At 72.5% G+C, this 16,662-nt stretch carries 18 protein-coding genes; 7 read left to right on the forward strand and 11 right to left on the reverse strand.

Annotated features, from left to right (window positions below):
• Positions 1-3 precede the first annotated feature (3 nt).
• Together mqnC and AMK19_RS13715 are read right to left on the reverse strand one after the other, a co-directional pair.
• A complete protein-coding gene (mqnC, locus tag AMK19_RS13710; RefSeq protein ID WP_073811445.1) occupies positions 4-1,212 on the reverse strand; it encodes a cyclic dehypoxanthinyl futalosine synthase in 1,209 nt (402 codons plus the stop codon).
• A 183-nt stretch (positions 1,213-1,395) separates the two neighbouring features.
• A complete protein-coding gene (locus AMK19_RS13715; protein ID WP_073811447.1) occupies positions 1,396-2,310 on the reverse strand; it encodes a menaquinone biosynthetic enzyme MqnA/MqnD family protein in 915 nt (304 codons plus the stop codon).
• A 412-nt stretch (positions 2,311-2,722) separates the two neighbouring features.
• Here AMK19_RS13715 and AMK19_RS13720 point away from each other — a divergent pair, with 412 nt between their 5' ends.
• The 3 genes from AMK19_RS13720 to AMK19_RS13730 all read left to right on the forward strand — a co-directional run bounded on the left by AMK19_RS13720 (position 2,723) and on the right by AMK19_RS13730 (position 4,718).
• Positions 2,723-2,926, forward strand: a complete 204-nt coding sequence (locus AMK19_RS13720; RefSeq protein ID WP_031063656.1) for a cold-shock protein — start codon at positions 2,723-2,725, stop codon at positions 2,924-2,926.
• Between the two features lie 215 nt (positions 2,927-3,141).
• Entirely contained in the window at positions 3,142-4,173 is a 1,032-nt protein-coding gene (locus AMK19_RS13725; RefSeq protein WP_083646756.1) for a bile acid:sodium symporter family protein, read from the forward strand.
• On the forward strand, positions 4,170-4,718 hold the full coding sequence (locus AMK19_RS13730) for a DUF1707 SHOCT-like domain-containing protein (RefSeq protein WP_073811448.1): 549 nt from the start codon (positions 4,170-4,172) through the stop codon (positions 4,716-4,718). Before AMK19_RS13725 ends, AMK19_RS13730 begins: the two co-directional genes overlap by 4 nt.
• A gap of 13 nt (positions 4,719-4,731) precedes the next feature.
• Here the strand turns inward: AMK19_RS13730 and AMK19_RS13735 are convergent, their stop codons facing one another.
• On the reverse strand, positions 4,732-5,703 hold the full coding sequence (locus AMK19_RS13735) for a LuxR C-terminal-related transcriptional regulator (RefSeq protein ID WP_073811450.1): 972 nt from the start codon (positions 5,701-5,703) through the stop codon (positions 4,732-4,734).
• 413 nt (positions 5,704-6,116) lie between these two features.
• Here AMK19_RS13735 and AMK19_RS13740 point away from each other — a divergent pair, with 413 nt between their 5' ends.
• Positions 6,117-6,356, forward strand: coding sequence for a hypothetical protein (locus AMK19_RS13740; RefSeq protein WP_073811452.1), 240 nt, complete (start codon positions 6,117-6,119; stop codon positions 6,354-6,356).
• Between the two features lie 6 nt (positions 6,357-6,362).
• On the forward strand, positions 6,363-6,680 hold the full coding sequence (locus tag AMK19_RS13745; RefSeq protein WP_073811453.1) for a hypothetical protein: 318 nt from the start codon (positions 6,363-6,365) through the stop codon (positions 6,678-6,680).
• 112 nt (positions 6,681-6,792) lie between these two features.
• Here AMK19_RS13745 and AMK19_RS13750 read toward each other — a convergent pair whose 3' ends face one another.
• On the reverse strand, positions 6,793-7,353 hold the full coding sequence (locus tag AMK19_RS13750) for a Uma2 family endonuclease (RefSeq protein WP_073811455.1): 561 nt from the start codon (positions 7,351-7,353) through the stop codon (positions 6,793-6,795).
• 122 nt (positions 7,354-7,475) lie between these two features.
• The gene (locus AMK19_RS13755) at positions 7,476-8,786 is read right to left on the reverse strand and encodes a dicarboxylate/amino acid:cation symporter (protein ID WP_073811457.1); all 1,311 of its coding nucleotides are present in this window, start codon (positions 8,784-8,786) and stop codon (positions 7,476-7,478) included.
• Positions 8,787-9,221: 435 nt separating this feature from the next.
• Here AMK19_RS13755 and AMK19_RS13760 point away from each other — a divergent pair, with 435 nt between their 5' ends.
• Entirely contained in the window at positions 9,222-10,412 is a 1,191-nt protein-coding gene (locus AMK19_RS13760) for an MFS transporter (protein WP_073811458.1), read from the forward strand.
• A gap of 46 nt (positions 10,413-10,458) precedes the next feature.
• Positions 10,459-10,893, forward strand: coding sequence for a GNAT family N-acetyltransferase (locus tag AMK19_RS13765; protein ID WP_073811460.1), 435 nt, complete (start codon positions 10,459-10,461; stop codon positions 10,891-10,893).
• 7 nt (positions 10,894-10,900) lie between these two features.
• On the opposite strand, the gene AMK19_RS13770 is transcribed toward AMK19_RS13765, so the two are convergent.
• From AMK19_RS13770 to AMK19_RS13795, 6 genes are all read right to left on the reverse strand, one after another.
• On the reverse strand, positions 10,901-11,911 hold the full coding sequence (locus AMK19_RS13770) for a LacI family DNA-binding transcriptional regulator (RefSeq protein ID WP_073811461.1): 1,011 nt from the start codon (positions 11,909-11,911) through the stop codon (positions 10,901-10,903).
• Positions 11,912-11,915: 4 nt separating this feature from the next.
• The gene (locus AMK19_RS13775; protein WP_073811463.1) at positions 11,916-12,242 is read right to left on the reverse strand and encodes a DUF4229 domain-containing protein; all 327 of its coding nucleotides are present in this window, start codon (positions 12,240-12,242) and stop codon (positions 11,916-11,918) included.
• Between the two features lie 83 nt (positions 12,243-12,325).
• Positions 12,326-12,844 carry a GNAT family N-acetyltransferase gene (locus AMK19_RS13780; protein ID WP_073811465.1) on the reverse strand — a complete coding sequence of 173 codons (519 nt, stop codon included), beginning with the start codon at positions 12,842-12,844 and terminating at the stop codon, positions 12,326-12,328.
• A 10-nt stretch (positions 12,845-12,854) separates the two neighbouring features.
• Complete coding sequence (locus AMK19_RS13785; protein WP_073811466.1) at positions 12,855-14,147, reverse strand: MFS transporter; 1,293 nt, start codon at positions 14,145-14,147, stop codon at positions 12,855-12,857.
• Positions 14,148-14,220: 73 nt separating this feature from the next.
• Positions 14,221-15,489 (reverse strand): MFS transporter, encoded by a 1,269-nt coding sequence (locus AMK19_RS13790; RefSeq protein ID WP_073811468.1) that lies wholly within the window; start codon positions 15,487-15,489, stop codon positions 14,221-14,223.
• 381 nt (positions 15,490-15,870) lie between these two features.
• Positions 15,871-16,323, reverse strand: a complete 453-nt coding sequence (locus AMK19_RS13795; RefSeq protein WP_073811470.1) for an ATP-binding protein — start codon at positions 16,321-16,323, stop codon at positions 15,871-15,873.
• Between the last annotated feature and the right edge of the window lie 339 nt (positions 16,324-16,662).

Raw genomic sequence — 16,662 nt, forward strand, 5'->3', positions numbered from 1 at the left:
CACTCAGTTCGTCGCCAGAATGGTCAGTTCGGGGTGCGCCGTGCCGCCCTCGATCGCCGTGGAGGCGATGTGCGAGGCGACCCGCGGGTCCACCGGGTCGTTGGCCGGGTCGTCGAGGACCCGCAGGTGCTCGTACGTGGTGGAGCGCTGCGCGGGCACCCGGCCCGCGGTGCGGATCAGGTGGATCAGCTCGTGCAGGTTGGAGCGGTGCTTCGCGCCGGCCGCGGAGACCACGTTCTCCTCCAGCATGACCGATCCGAGGTCGTCCGCGCCGTAGTGCAGCGACAGCTGGCCGGCCTCCTTGCCGGTGGTCAGCCAGGAGCCCTGGATGTGCGCGACGTTGTCGAGGAAGAGGCGGGCGATGGCGATCATCCGCAGGTACTCGAACACCGTGGCCTGGGTCGAGCCCTTCAGGTGGTTGTTCTGCGGCTGGTAGGTGTAGGGGATGAAGGCGCGGAAGCCGCCGGTGCGGTCCTGCACGTCGCGGATCATCCGCAGGTGCTCGATCCGCTCGGCGTTGGTCTCGCCGGTGCCCATCAGCATGGTGGAGGTGGACTCGACACCCAGCCGGTGCGCGGTCTCCATGATCTCCAGCCAGCGTTCGCCGGACTCCTTCAGCGGGGCGATCGCCTTGCGCGGCCGCTCCGGCAGCAGCTCGGCGCCGGCGCCCGCGAACGAGTCCAGGCCGGCGGCGTGGATCCGGGTGATGGCCTCCTCGATGGAGACGCCGGAGATCTTCGCCATGTGCTCGACCTCGGAGGCGCCCAGCGAGTGGATCACCAGCTCGGGGAAGCGCTCCTTGATCGCGGAGAAGTTCTTCTCGTAGTACTCGACGCCGTACTCGGGGTGGTGCCCGCCCTGGAACATGATCTGGGTGCCGCCCAGTTCGACGGTCTCCGCGCAGCGGCGCAGCACCTCGTCGAGCTCCCGCGACCAGCCCTTGTCGCTCTTCGGCGGGACGTAGAACGCGCAGAACTTGCACGCCGTCACGCAGACGTTGGTGTAGTTGATGTTCCGTTCGATGATGTACGTGGCGATGTGCTCGACGCCCGCGTACCGCCGCCGGCGCACCGCGTCGGCGGCCGAGCCGAGCGCGTGCAGCGGGGCCGAACGGTACAGCTCCAGCGCCTCTTCGGCGGTGATCCGGCCCCCCTCGGCCGCACGGTCCAGAACGGCCTGCAGCTGGGCGGCGGAAAGGTTCTGCTCGGACACCTGGCGGGCCTGCTTTCATCGTCGGAGGGGCGTCCCGCCCAGCCTACGCCAGCGTATTTCCGCCCCTGCTCAGCCCCGCTCCCGCCCCGCTCCCGCCACCGCCCGCGGCTCCCGGCGCTGCGGACGGACCCCGCCGGCACCCGCCCGATCGTCCCAAGATGCTCGGACGGCGTGCCGCGATTCTCAGACGGCCACGGCCTGTTCCGCCGCCTTCTCGGCGCCGGCGGCCGGCTCCAGCAGCCGGATCGCCACGTCCGGCGCGAAGCCGCTGTCGTGGGCGACCCGGCGGGCGAACTCGGCCAGGCCCGCCAACTGGCGCTCGCCCAGCGAGAAGTCGAGTGCCTCGCTGAAGTACCGCTCCAGCAGCGGCGCGTCGAACGCCTCCCAGCGGGCGGCCTGTTCGGCCACCTGGCCGACCTCGGTCAGCGACAGGTCGCGGGACTCCAGGAACGCCCGGTGCACGGCGGCGGTCAGCTCCGGGTGCTGTTCGACGTACTCGCGGCGGGCGGCCCAGACCGCGAAGACGAACGGCAGCCCCGTCCACTCCTTCCACATCGCGCCGAGGTCGTGCACGGCCAGCCCCTGCCGGGGGGCCTGCTCCAGCGAGGCGCGCAGCGCGGGGTCGCCGATCAGGACGGCGGCGTCGGCCTCGGCGAGCATCGCGTCCAGGTCGGGCGGGCAGCTGAAGTACTCGGGGCGGACGCCCTCGCGCTCCTCCAGCAGCAGCCGGGCCAGTCGGACGGAGGTGCGGCTGGTCGAGCCGAGCGCGACCCGGCGGCCGTCCAGCCGGTCGAGCGGGAGCTTGCTGACGATCACGCAGGACATCACCGGCCCGTCGCTGCCGACCGCGATGTCGGGGAGGACCACCAGCCGGTCCGCGTTGCGCAGGTACTCCACGCAGGTGATCGGGCCGAGGTCGAGCTCGCCGGCCACCAGCCGGTCGCTCAGCTTCTCCGGGGTGTCCTTGGTGAGGTCGAGGTCGAGGAGGGTCCCCGTGCGCGCCAGCCCCCAGTAGAGGGGGAGACAGTTGAGGAACTGAATGTGTCCGACCCGCGGCCTGACCGCGGCCGCCGGCCGTTCGGCTTCCCGACTGCTCACCGTGTACTCCCTTGCCGTTGGTGCTCTCCCGGCAGGGTATGCCCGCTGCTCCCGAGGGCCCGCACCCGGTGCCCGACACACCGTTCGGGGGCCCTCCGACATGCCCTCCGACATGCCCTCCGACGCGCTCTCCGACACGCTCTCCGACACCGTCGTTGGCCCCTGGTCGGGGCCGCCACCGCGTGCTACCGTTCACGTCAGTTGCAGTTTGATTCCCCTTGCAGTACTTGGAGCCTGCGGAGCATGTAACCGCAGGCTTTTTGTAATTTTTCAGCAGTATCAGGCATCAATTGAGCATTGATTGAGACTGGTGCGAAAAACTCCGGGCTCGTCCGGAGGCAGGGCGATCAGCGCAGCGGACCCGGGCGCCACAAGGTGTGGTGTCCACTACGTCCCTTGCAAGGAGAACGGTATGGCGACCGGAACCGTCAAGTGGTTCAACGCCGAGAAGGGCTTCGGCTTCATCGCCCAGGAGGGCGGCGGCCCCGACGTCTTCGTCCACTACTCCGCCATCAACGCGAGCGGCTTCCGCTCGCTGGAGGAGAACCAGGCGGTCAGCTTCGACGTCACCCAGGGTCCGAAGGGCCCGCAGGCCGAAAACGTCGTCGCTATCTGACATCTCTCACTTCTGATCGCTCACGGCCCCTCGGGTCCGTATGAGTAGCAGTTCCCAAGGGGGCCCGCCGGACGGCGGGCCCCCTGCCTTTTCCCCACGCGCAATTACCGCCCGAGTTACTCGTCCGTATTCCGGACACAATTCCGGTGAATCGCTCCCGGCCCCGCCCCCACCCCGCTTCCCGAGGTGCACCCCGGCGGGGGGATCATCGAGGCATGCACCGCCTCCGGTCCGCCCACCGCACCCTCGATCGGACGCTGCGCCGGATCGGCATCGACACCTACCTCCTGCTGCTGCTCGGCACCGTCCTGCTGGCCACCGTGCTGCCCGCCCGGGGTGTCGCCGCGAGCGCCGTCGGCGTCGGCGTGCACCTGGCCGTCGGCCTGCTGTTCTTCCTGTACGGGGCCCGGCTGTCCCCGCAGGAGGCGCTGGCCGGCGCCCGGCACTGGCGGCTGCACCTGCTGATCCTGGGCTGCACCTTCGTGCTGTTCCCGCTGCTCGGCGAGGCCACCCGGCTGCTGCCCGACGCGGTGCTGCCGCCGGAGCTGTTCACCGGCGTACTGTTCCTGACCCTGCTGCCGTCCACCGTGCAGTCCTCGATCGCGTTCACCTCTATCGCCGGCGGCAACGTGGCCGCCGCGATCTGCGCCGCGACCTTCTCCAGCCTGCTGGGCGTCGCGCTGACCCCGCTGCTCGCCGCCTGGCTGCTCTCCGGCGCGTCGGGCGTCTCGGTGGACGGCGGCCAGGTGCTGGACGTGGTGCTGCAACTGCTGGTCCCGTTCGCCGCCGGCCAGCTGTTGCGCCGCTGGATCGGACCGTGGATCGCCCGGCACCGGCTGGTGACGCAGCTGGTGGACCGGGGCTCGATCCTGCTGATCGTCTACAGCGCGTTCGGCGAGGGCGTCCGCGAGGGCATCTGGAGCCGGGTCACCACGGGCCAGTTGCTGGCGCTGGCGGCGATCTCGTCCGTGCTGCTGGCCGTCGTCCTGGGCTTCACCCACGTGGTCTCCGGCCGGCTGGGCTTCGACCGGGCGGACCGGATCACCATCCAGTTCTGCGGCTCCAAGAAGTCGCTGGCCAACGGCCTGCCGCTGGCCACCGTCCTGTTCCCGGCCGGCGCGGTCGGGCTGGCGGTGCTGCCGCTGATGCTGTTCCACCAGATCCAGCTGATGGTCTGCACGGTGCTCGCCCAACGCTGGGCCCGGCATCGACCTGACGAACAGTCAACGGCTACGCTGCCCAGGTGACTTCACTGCCGGACTCCCCGCAGACCCGGGTCGGCGCGGCCGAGCGCGACGCCGCCGCCGAACGCCTCCAACAGGCCTACGCCGAGGAGCGGATCACCCACGAGGAGATGGAGCAGCGCCTGCAGCAGGCGCTCACCGCCACCACCCGCACCGAACTCGACCTGGCCACCGCCGACCTGCCTGCGAGCCCGTCGGACGACGACACCGCCACCATCGCCACCGCCGGCGGCCGGATCGTCCGCCGCGGCGCCTGGCGGGTGCCGCGGACGCTGAAGGTCGCCTCCGCGTTCGGCAAGGTCCGGCTCGACCTGTCGCACGCGATCATCGAGCACCAGGTGGTGGACATCGAGCTCGGTCTCGGCTTCGGCCGTGCCACCATCACCGTCCCGCACAATGCGACCGTCGACGTGGACGGCGTGCAGGGCGGCTGGCAGGACGTCCGCTACCGGCCTCCGCGCCACGCCGTCCCCGGCGGCCCGCTGATCCGCATCACCGGCGCCCCCGGCTTCGGCCGCCTGCGCGTCCGGCACGCCCGCAGCCGCTGACCGGCGGCCCCGCTCAGAGCCAGCCGCGCTGGGCGGCCTTGATGCCGGCCTCGAAGCGGCTGGCCGCGTTCAGCCGCTCCATGATCGACGCCATGTGCCGGCCGACGGTGCGCGAGGAGAAGCCCAGCCGCTGCCCGGCCGCGTCGTCGGTGAGGCCGGTGCCGAGCAGCCGCAGCAGTTCGCGCTCGGTGGGCGTGAGTCCGGTGGCCGGGTCGTCGGAGGTGGTGGCGCCGAGCGGGACGGCGGTGTTCCAGGACTGCTCGTAGAGGTCCAGCAGGGCGCGCAGGATGCCGGGCTCGGTGACGTGCAGCGCGCCCTTGCGGTTGTCCTCCGGGTCGATCGGGACGAGCGCCTCCCGCCGGTCCACCAGCACGATCCGCTGCGGGACGGTGGGCGCGGTGCGGACCTCGCCGCCCTGGCTGAGCAGCCAGTGCGCGTACCCGGACACGTGCGGCTGGTTGCGGGTGGAGTCCTGGTACAGCGTGCGGACGGCCACCCCCCGGCCGAGCACCGCGGCGTCGCCGGGCCGGGACGCGTCGAGGTCCTCCGCATGCTGCCGGCCCGGCTGGCTGCTCAGCACCTCGACGGCGGCGGTGCGGCCCATCTGCTCCAGCCTCCGGTGGATGGCGTCCAGGCCGGTGAGCCGCTCGCCGTGCGCGGCGTGCTGCTCGGCGCGGTCGGCGACCATCCGGGTCACCGCGGCCCTCGACGCGGCCAACGCGGCCTGCCGGGAGGCGAGTTCGGCCTCCTGCCGGGCCAGCATGTCGGCCAACCCCACCTCCGGGTCGACCGCGCGCATCCGGCCCGGGTGCTCGGCGGAGGCACGGACCAGCATCAGTCCGCCCAGTTCGTCGAGGCAGTCGTGAATGTGGCCGGGCGTCAGGTCGCAACGTCCCGCCAGGTCGTCGACGGAGTCGGTCGGGTGGTCCAGCATGGCCTGATAGACCCGGCCGGACCGGGCCGACAGTCCGAGCGCTTCCAACATGGTGGCTCGCCCCCCTCGGGCATCGCTGTGGAGACCCCGTGAATCCCCCCGCACGGAGCGTCACGAATCCTCCCAGGGCGGCCAATCGTCCACAAGATCGAATTTGCGGCTTTGCTGAGCTATCGCACCGGATGCCGGAAGGGTCCTGCGTGTGCGCCGCATCACCGTTCGAACACCTACGCCCAGTTTTTCGAACTGCTTAATGATGTGGACATGACACCGTGTCCGACATCGGACAGGCCGGTTGGCGCCATTCGGAACTCCTTCCACCCGCTCCGCCGGGCGACGAAAATAGTGCGTGCCGCCAGGGAGGAACACCACCGGGCGGCGGACCGGAGCAGACGTCAACCGCGGGACGTCGCACCGGGTCGATCAATCCCCCTGCCGAATACGTCAGTTGAGGAAGATACGCCATGAAGCGCACCCGCTCCCCCAAGGCCGCCGCGGTCCTGCTCGCCCTGGGCGCCCTGATCGCCGCCCCCGTCGCCCTGGCCGCCGCCGCCCACACCCCGGCCGCCACCACCACCCTCGCCGGCGACAGCCTCGGCTGGGGCGGCGCGCCCTCCGCCGACCCCACCCCCACCCCCACGGCCACCGCCACCCCGACCGGCACCGCCACCCCCGCCGGCGGCAGCCTCGGCTGGGGCGGCTGATCCCTGGTGGAGATCGTCTACACCAGCCTGCGCCGCAGAAGCACCGCCGACCCGGCACCGCCGGGTGAGACCAGCGAGGTGGTCGGCATCCTGTGGGCGCACGCCCGCCCCGAGGAGCGCCTCCAGCACCTGACCGCCCGCAGCGAGGCGGACCGCGTCGACCTGCTGGTCTACCTGCTCGGCCCCCGGCCCGACGCCGACACCGCCGACCAGCCGCCCCTCGCGGTCGCCCACGACCTGCTCGCCCGCAGCCACCGCGCCTCCCCCGTGCTGCACCGGCGCTACCTGCCGCCGACCCCGGCCCCCGGCCCGTCGGGCTGCTGAACCCCCGCACCCGACAAGCACGTCCGCCTCTCCGCGCCACCGACCGCCGGCCCTGCAGGACAGCCGTCCGCCCTCGCACGTCGGCCCGGAAAGGGTGCGGGCCGCTGCGCGGTCAGAACTCGGAGGTGTCCAAGCTCAAGCCGAACGGTTCCGGCAGGTCGATCGGCTGCCCGAACGGAAGCGGCCCCACCGCCCGGGTGTACCCGAGCCGGCCCGGCTCCGAGAACAGCGTGCAGGCGCAGTCCCGGCGGTCGATCAGCAGGTAGAGCGGAGCCCCGTACTCGGCGTAGCGTCGCGGCTTCACCACACGGTCGGTGTCGCCGCTGTCCTCGGACGTCACTTCGACCACCAGCAGCGTCTGGCCGGGGAGCAGCGCGCCGCCGCCCTTGGCCAGTGCGCACGGGACCACTGCCACGTCCGGGACGAACCAGTTGCTGGACCCCGGAAGATCGAGGTCGCCCGAGCCCATCACACAGCCGAGCGCGCGGACCTTGTCGTTCAGCCGGCACCGCAGGTGACTGGCGGTGGCCTCGTGGTCCCACCCCAGCGTCATCGGCTCGATGACCCCTTCGATGATCTGGACGCGCTCACGGGCGTGGTGCTGGATCGCGTACTTCAGCGCCTCTTCCGGATCGACGGAGCTGTACGGCAGTTCGCCGGGCAGAGCACTCATCGAGCCCTCCTTCGTCGGCCCCACGCTATCCATCGACCCCCTCGCGCCATAGGTCTCTCACTCCAACGAGCGACGGCCCGCACCCCGGGAAGGGGTGCGGGCCGTCGGGTGGAGCGGGAGCGTCAGGCGGCAGCCGGGACGGCGGCCGGACGGTCCTCGGCGAGGAGGTCGCCGGTGGGGCGGTTGTACGCGGCGAGGTCGAGGGTCTTCTCGCGGGCCGAGACCAGGATCGGGACGACGACCTGACCGGCCACGTTGGTGGCGGTGCGCATCATGTCGAGGATCGGGTCGATGGCCAGCAGCAGGCCGACGCCCTCAAGCGGGAGGCCCAGGGTGGAGAGGGTCAGGGTGAGCATCACGATCGCGCCGGTGAGGCCGGCGGTGGCCGCGGAGCCGATCACCGAGACGAAGGCGATCAGCAGGTAGTCCTTGATGCCGAGGTCGATGCCGTACACCTGGGCCACGAAGATCGCGGCGAGCGACGGGTAGATCGCGGCGCAGCCGTCCATCTTGGTGGTGGCGCCGAACGGGGCCGCAAAGCTCGCATATTCGGACGGAACGCCCAGGCGCTCGGTGACCCGGCGGGTGACCGGCAGGGTGCCGACCGAGGAGCGGGAGACGAAGGCCAGCTGGATCGCGGGCCAGGCGCCCTTGAAGAAGTTCAGCGGGTTGAGGCCGGCGACGAAGCGCAGCAGCAGCGAGTAGACGCCGAACATGACGATCGCGCAGCCGACGTAGACGTCGATGGTCAGGGTGGTGAAGGGCTTGAGCAGGTCCCAGCCGTAGAGCGCGACGGCCTTGCCGATCAGGCCGATGGTGCCGAGCGGGGCGAGCCGGATGACCCACCACAGGGCGGTCTGGACGAGTTCGAGCACGCTCTCGGAGAGCCGGCGGACCGGGGCGGCCTTGTCGCCGAGCTTGAGGATGGCCGCGCCGACGACCACGCCGAGGAAGACGATCTGAAGGACGTTCACCTTCAGGAAGGCGTCGGCGATGTTGGTCGGGATGATGCCGGTCAGGAAGTCGATCCAGCTGCCGCCCTTCTCCACGCCCTTGACGCCGGCGGTGGAGATATTGGCGCCCTTGCCGGGGTCGGTGAGCAGGCCGAGGCCGAGGCCGACGGCGACCGCGATCAGCGAGGTGGCGAGGAACCAGAACAGCGTGCGGGCGGCCAGCCGGGCGGCGTTGGTGACGTTCCGCAGGTTGGCGACCGAGACGATGATCGCGGTGAAGACCAGCGGCGGGACGGCCAGCTTGAGCAGCTGGACGAAGGTCTTGCCGACAGTGTCGAGGGTGGTCTTCAGCCAGGACACGTCGCCGGACCGGGCGATCCAGCCGAGCAGCAGGCCGAGGACCAGGCCGCCGACGATCTGGACCCAGAACGGGGTGCGTCGGATACGTCCCAGCAGGGTGGGCGCGGGCGCGGTGGACATGGGTGTGCGACTCCGGTGAGTGCGGGGGGTGGTGGGGAGGGGGAGGAGGCGGCGACACGCCGGACGCGGGGCCGGGTGGTGAGACCCGGCGACTGCCGGACAGCGGAGCTGCCGGGCGCGTCAGGAGCGGCGTGCCGCCCGCATACAGCCGCCGGAGCGACAGCGACACGGGCCGTCCACAGCACCGGGCAGACGCGGGCAGCGGGACATGAGCGGGGTGCTCGTCCCGGTACGGCGCGCGGCGTCTGCGGTGGTCATGGTCGGTAGATTAGCAATAAACCTTTGAGATGTTCAAAGTACTTGTTTGAGGTCGTCCCCGAACGACCCGCTACTGACGGATCATCAGCTCGAACGGCCTACATCCAGCAGCTTTGACGCCCATCCGGTTATACGTATAACTTGAGGCTCGACAGAGGCCTCGCCGGAAGGACGCCCATGGGCTACGCCGCACTGCTCCGCGCCCCGCACGTCACCCGGCTGCTGGTCGGCACCCTGGTCGGGCGCCTGCCCGCCGGCATGACCGCGCTGGTCATCGCTCTCGCCCTGCGCGAGGCCGGCACCCCCTACAGCCGGATCGGCCTGGCCACCGCCGCGTACGCGATCGCCGCCGCGGTCGGCGGCCCCGTCCTCGGCCGGATCGTCGACCTCACCGGCCAGCCCCGCGTCCTGCTCGCCTCCGCCACCCTGGCCGGCGGCGGCTACGCACTGCTCGCGCTCGCCCCCGGCTCCCCCGTCGCCGCCCCGCTCGGCGCGGCGATCGCCGGCCTGTGCATGCCGCCGCTGGAACCCTGCCTGCGCTCGCTCTGGCCCGACGTCGTCGAGGAGGAGCAGCTCGACACCGCGTACGCCTTCGACTCCGCCTCCCAGCAGGTGCTGTACGTCGCCGGGCCGCTCGCCGTCGCCGGGATCGCCGCCGCGTTCTCGCCGTCCACAGCCCTGTGGACAGCCGCCGTGCTCGGCCTGATCGGCTCGCTGGTGGTCGCCACCGCCGCCCCGGCCCGCCGGTGGCAGGCCCCGCCGCGCGCGGAGTCCGCCGGGCCGCTCGGCCCGCTGCGCTCCCCCGGGCTGGTCGTGCTGCTGGTCGGCCTGAGCGGCGCGGGCTGGTCGGTCGGCGCGCAGGCCGTGCTGTTCATCGCGTACGCCGAGCGGCACCCGGGCGGCCTGCCCGGCGGCGGCGGTCTGCTGCTGGCGCTGGCCGCGCTGGCCGGCCTGCTGGGCGCGCTCGCCTACGGCGCGGCGCCCTGGAAGGCCGACACCGCCACCCGCACCTGGGTGCTGGCCCTCGTCATGGCGGCCGGCACCCTGCCGCTCCTGCTGCTGCCCGGCCCGCCGGCGATGGCCGTGCTGGCGTTCGTCTCCGGCCTGGGTCTGGCCCCGCTGCTGGCCGCCGCGTTCGTGCTGGTCGCCGAGCTCGCCCCCGTCGGCACCGTCACCGAGGCCTTCGCCTGGCTGGTCACGCTGTTCGCCACCGGCAACGCGGCCGGTTCCGCGACCTCCGGCCTGCTGGTCGAGACCTCGCTGCCGGCGGTCGCGCTCTGCTCGGTCGCCGGCATCGCCGTCGGCGCCCTGCTGCTGTTCGCCACCCGCGCCCGGCTCCGCCCGGTCCCGGTCGCCCTGGCGGCCTGAGCAAACCGCTCGCCCGCACCGCCCGCGGCCTGCTTGGATGCGCCGCATGACGAGCATCCACCTGCCCACGGGCTACACGGTCTCCACCGATCCGACCCTGCTCGACCGCGAGTCGGTGCACCGCTGGCTCTCCGAGGACGCCTACTGGGCCCTCGGCCGGGCCCGCGAGAAGCAGGACCTGGCGATCGACCACTCCCTCAACTTCGGCCTGTACGAGGAGACTTCCGGCACCCAGGTGGGCTACGCCCGGGTGGTCACCGACCGTGCCACCTTCGCCTGGCTGTGCGACGTGTACATCGCCCCGGCGGCCCGCGGCCGCGGCCTGGGCACCGCGCTGACCGCCGCCGTCCGCGACGGGCTCGCCGCGCTCGGCCTGCGCCGCCTGATGCTGGCCACCCGGGACGCCCACGAGGTGTACGCCAAGGTCGGGTTCAACCCGCTCGCGCTGCCGGAGAAGTGGATGATCCTCGGCGAGCAGTAGCGCCCGTTCAGGCCGGCGCGGTGGACCGCCGCACCACCAGCGTGGTCGCCAACGGCTCGGCGGGCGGCGGCAGTTCACCGGCCAGCAGGGCCGCCAGGGTGGCCAGTCCGGCGCGGCCGAGCTGCTCTCCGGGCAGGTTGACGGTGGTCAGCGGCGGGCTGAGCAGCTCCGCGACCGGGATGTTGTCCATGCCGACCACCGACAGGTCGCCGGGGATCCGCAGCCCCAGCTCGTCGGCCGCCTGGTACAGCCCGGACGCCACTACGTCGTCGTCGCAGACCACGGCGCGCGGCCGGTCCGGTCCGGCCAGCATCTCCCGGGCCGCCCGCGCCGCCTCCCGGCTGCCCTCGTTCAGGCTCACCGCCCGCTCCTGCACGGCCAACTCGGCCGCCGCCGCCGCGAACGCCGCCTGCCGGACCCGGAAGGTGTACGCCGAGTGCACCGACCGCAGGTAGCCGATCCGCCGGTGCCCGAGCGCCGCCAGGTGGTCGACGGCGGCCTTCATGCCCGCCGCCAGGTCCAGTTCGACGGTGGGACGGCCGGGGTTGGCCGCCGGGTCGGCGTCCAGGAACACCGCCGGGGTGTCGGCGGGCAGCCCGCCGAGCTGCTTGTCGTCCGGGGAGCAGATCAGCAGCCCGTCGAAACGGCCTGCGGCGGCCGCCTCGGCGAGCGTCGCCGCGTCCCAGCCGCTGGAGACCACCACCGACAGGCCGTGCCGGGCCGCCTCCTCGTGCACGCCGGTCAGCAGCCGGCCGAAGAACGGGCTGAGCAGGTTCGGCACCGCCAGCAGCACCATGCCGCTCCGGCCCAGCCGCAGCTGCCGGCCGGCCGCCTGCGGGCGGTAGCCCAACTCCCGTGCCGCGTCGTGGATCCGCTGCCGGGTCGCGTCCGAGACCCGGTGCCCGGCGCTGCCGGAGAACACCAGCGAGACCGTCGCCTGCGACACTCCCGCCAGCCGGGCCACGTCCCGGCCGGTCGGCCGCCGCCGCGCCCCCTCGCCGGACGAGCCGTCCGACATGCCGTCAGCCGGCCTGCGCCTGCCGGGCAGCGGCCCGGGCCGCGTCGTCCGCCTCGTCCTCGGCGGCGTCCCGAACCGCCGCACGGGCCTTGCGGGACTCCACCTTCTCCACGATCTGCGCCGACATCTCGTCGCGCTGCTTGTTCAGCACCACGTAGCTGATCGCCGAGGACGCCACCATGGCCAGCACGAACACCAGGATCAGGCCCAGGTCGCCCACCACCGGGATCACCCCGAAGTGCGCCAGCAGCAGGGCGACGAGCAGGCAGGCCAGAAAGATGCTCGCCCGCAGCGAGGTGTAGCGGAGCGTGGCGCTGATCTTGCTGCTCACCGGGGAACGTCCTTCACTGCCGGGTCGCGCCACAGGACGCGAGGGGGTAATGGCCATCCCAGTGAAGCACGACCTCACATCGTTCAGGCGCGCAGGTCGAGCCACATCGTCACGTCGTCCCGGTCGTCGCCGGGCGCCACCCGGATCGCCCCGGGCACCCGGCCGACCTCGACGTAGCCGCTGCGGCCGTAGAACGTCTCCAGCCCGTGCCCGCCGCGCAGCGTCAGCCGCAGACCGTCCAGCCCCCAGCCGCGGGCGACCCGCTCGGCCTCGGCGAGCAGCTGCGCGCCGTAGCCGCGGCCCTGGAAGTCGGGGTGCACCATGACGCGCTTCAGCATCCGCCAGTGGTCCATCAGCCCGAACCGCATGTCCTCGACGAACAGCACCGCCGCGAGCCGCCCGTCGGGCTGGTAGCCCGCCAGCAGCCGGTCCGTCCCCAGGTCGGCGAAGTGCCGCTCCGCGACCGCCCGCACCTCGGCCACCTGCACCGGCGGCACGAACCCGACCGCACCCCCGGCGTTCGAGACGGCCGTCCACAGCACGACGATCTCCTCCCGCAGTTCGGGGGTGAGGTCGGGGTCGAGAACGAAGCGAAGTGTCATGATCGCCAGCCTAGCCGCGGCCCCGACGACCCCCCTGAAGGAACAGGCAGCACCCCACCGCCACCGCGCACAGCGCCCCCGCCGCGTACCAGGTCGCGTCGTAGTCGCCGAAGCGGTCCCGGGCCAGGCCTGCCAGCCCGGCGACCACGGCCGCGCCGATCTGGTGCGCGGCCAGCACCCACCCGAAGACGATCGGCGCGTCCGCCCCGAAGTGCCGTCGGCAGAGCGCCACCGTGGGCGGCACGGTGGCGACCCAGTCCAGCCCGTAGAAGACCACGAAGGCCAGGATCGGCGGCCGCAGGCTGTGTCCGAACAGCGAGGGCAGCAACAGCAGCGAGACCCCGCGCAGCGCGTAGTAGATGATCAGCAGCCGGGTCGAGTCGAAACGGTCGGTGAACCAGCCGGAGGCGATCGTGCCGATCACGTCGAAGACGCCGACCAGCGCGAGCAGCGAGGCCGCGGTGGTGACGGGCATGCCGTGGTCGTGGGCGGCCGGGATGAAGTGGGTGCCGACCAGGCCCGCCGTGGTCGCGCCGCAGATCGCGAAGGACGCGGCGAGCAGCCAGAACACCCGGCTGCGGGCGGCGTCGCGCAGCACCCGCAGCGAGCGGGCGATCGCCGAGCCCTCCACCACTGGCCGCGCGGGCGCCTCCGTCGCGCCGTAGGGCAGCAGCCCGAGATCGGCGGGCCGCTCCCGCATCAGCACCAGCACGGGCACGGCGACGGCGGTCGCGGCGAGCGAGACGACCACCACCGCGGTCCGCCAGCCCGCGCCCTCGACCAGCGCGGCCAGCACCGGCATGAAGATCAGATTGCCCGCGGCGCCGGCCGCGGTCAGCACGCCGGTCACCAGCCCCTGCCGGGCCTGGAACCACCGTCCGGAGATGGTGGTGGCGAACGCGCCGGCCATCGAGCCGCTGCCGAGCCCGACCAGCACGCCCCAGCAGAGGATCAGCTGCCAGGCCTCGGTCATCAGGATGGTGAGGCCGGAGCCGGTGGCGATGGTGAGCAGCGCGCAGACCACCACCAGGCGCACCCCGAACCGGTCCATCAGGGCGGCGGCGAACGGGGCGGTGAGGCCGTACAGCGTGAGGTTGACGGAGACGGCGCTGGAGATGGTGGCGTACGACCAGCCGAACTCGTTGTGCAGGGCGTCCATCATCAGGCCGGGCGCGGAGCGGAATCCGGCGGAGCCGACCAGGACGACCAGGGCGACGGCGGCGACGATCCAGGCGTAGTGCAGGCGGGGCGCGGGCCGGGCCGGGGCCGGCTCGGCGACTGACGTTTCGAGGAGTTCCTTCACCCGCCGAAGTCTGCGGTTCCGCGCCCCGTCCGCACGACGGGTTTTGCTGCCATCTCCCATCGAGATCCGGACGTCAGTGGCCCCCGGCGACCGGCCCGGCCTCGGGCACCCGCCGCAGCCCGCGGATGGGCGGGCTGAGCAGCAGGGCGGCGGCCGTCCCGACGGTGACGATGCCGCCGACCACCAGGACCTGCTGCGCGCCGAACGCCTCCATCGCCGGCCCGGCCAGGGCGGAGCCGAGCGGGAACATGCAGACGGAGCCGGCCACTTCGTACGCGTGGATGCGGTTGAGCACCTCGCCGGGCACCTGGGTCTGCACGCTGGTGGCCCACATGACGCCCCAGAAGCTGATGCCGATGCCGGAGATCAGCTGGGCGGTGCCGATCACCGGCCAGGGCAGGTCGAAGGCGAGCGCGAACTGCTGGACGGGAAAGGCGAGCAGGGCGAACGCCCCGGCGGCGAGCGGGCGGACGGGCTTGATCCGGATCGCGATCAGGCCGCCGATCACGGTGCCCGCGCCGAACATGCCGTTCAGGACGCCGTACACGGTGGCGCCGTGCGCGGGCACCACCAGCGAGCCGAGCAGCGGGGTGAGCGGGCCCCAGGAGAGCACCGTGAAGAGCATCCAGATCAGGATGACGCCCCACATCCAGCTGCGGGAGCGGAACTCGTGCCAGCCGACGACCAGGTTGCGCCACAGGCTGTCGCCGGGCGGCGGGGCGGGGACCGGGCCGAGCCGCAGGGCGAGCAGCGAGCTGGCGCTGATCGCGTACATCACGCCGGCGATGACCATCACCCAGCCGGTGGAGGCGGCGGCCAGCAGGCCGGCCAGCGGCGGCCCGGCGAGCGTGGTGAGCGCCTCGGAGATCCGCAGGATGCCGTTGGCGCCCTGCACGTCGCGGGCCACCAGCGGGACGGTGGAGGCGGCGCCGGGCTGGAACATGGCGGCGGCGGTGCCGGCCAGCGCGAGCAGCACGTACAGCTGCCAGAGCTGGTCGAAGCCGCGGAAGAACAGCACCGCGAGCAGCACCCGGGTGGTGAGGTTGAGCAGGTCGGCGAAGATCATCAGCCGCCGGGCGGTGAACCGGTCCGCGAGGACGCCGCCGACCAGCACCAGGCCGGCGAACGGGGCGAGCAGGAAGGCCATCGCGTAGCCGACGGTGGAGGCGGAGTGGCCGGAGGTGAGCAGGCCGGTGGTGACGGCCACGGGGAGCATCGCGTCGCTCAGCAGGCCGGCCGAGCGGGCGGTGAAGTAGAGCCGGAAGTTGCCCGACCAGATGGCGGGTTCGGCGGGGGTGCGGACGCGCGAGATGGGGGCAGTGTGGAGTTCTGGGGCGGTCACGTCCCACAGTTTTGGTCCAGACCACCACTGGTTTCCAGTGATTTTGGGTCACGATGCGGCGTCCGACCGGCAACTGACCGGACGGCGTCCCGCCGCGCGCGCCCCGAGCACGGCACGGCGGGACGCCGTCCAGGTCGGCGTCCGGGCCCTGAAGCCGTCACGCCCGGCGTTCCGATCTCGCCGAGGTTCCGGGCGGATGCGGCCAACGATCCCCTGAATGTCGGCACCGCCCGGGCTCCCTCGGCGTCCCCTCGCAACGGAACACCGCACCCAAGAGTGATCAGTCGGATACGTCACGTCAATGGGTTGTCCGAAATTCAGATGGATCATCCGGAGCGCGGACAGCGCACACGTGACATGCCACGACCCGCCGACGGGGGTTCAGCGCGCCGAGGCCACCGGCTGCGCCGCCCGCTCGCACAACGGCGCGACCGGGCCGATCTCGCACCACACCCGCTTGCCGGAGCCGTCCGGGTACCAGCCCCAGCGCTCGCACAGCAGCTCCACCAGCTCCAGGCCGCGCCCGTTGGTGGCCTCCGCGTCGGCCCCGGCGTGCCGCGGGGCGGGGGCGGCGCAGCTGGCGTCCGCGACCTCCACCCGGACCCCAGGCGGGGCGTCCGGCCCGGCCGGCATCAGCAGTCGCAGCACCGCCGGACAACCGGTGTGCACCACCGCGTTGGTGACCAGCTCGGAGACCACCAGCACCAGCGTCTCGGCGGCCGACGAGTCCGGGTCGAGACCGCCGGCCCGCAACCGGGCCCGCACCCAGCGCCGGGCCCGTGAGACCTCGGCCGGGTCCGCCTGGACCGCCAGCTGTACCTGAAGTACCTGCACCGTTCCACCACCCGCACTCGGTATTCGGCCCGCTTGATCCCGCCGGTCCGGTCGGCACGCCTCGTGGAGGGCGCCGATCCGCACTGCCCATGGCATCGACACGAATACGCCCCAGAATGATTCCGGGACCGGGTCGCAGCAAGAGCTTCGGGCATATTCCAGCGTTCGGGGGATGTCTCGGTGCATACTGTCCCGCTCACCCTGCCGGGGTTCGCACGACCGGTCGGCGGCACCGCCGCCGCGGGTACCCCCGACCGTACTCCCCACGCCCCGTCAGCACCGGGCCGCCACGAGCGAACCACCCTTCCTACAAATGTCCAGCGGCCCTCGAACGCCGCC

The sequence above is a fragment of the Kitasatospora sp. CB01950 genome (assembly GCF_001905465.1).
In the GTDB taxonomy this organism is placed as follows: domain Bacteria; phylum Actinomycetota; class Actinomycetes; order Streptomycetales; family Streptomycetaceae; genus Kitasatospora.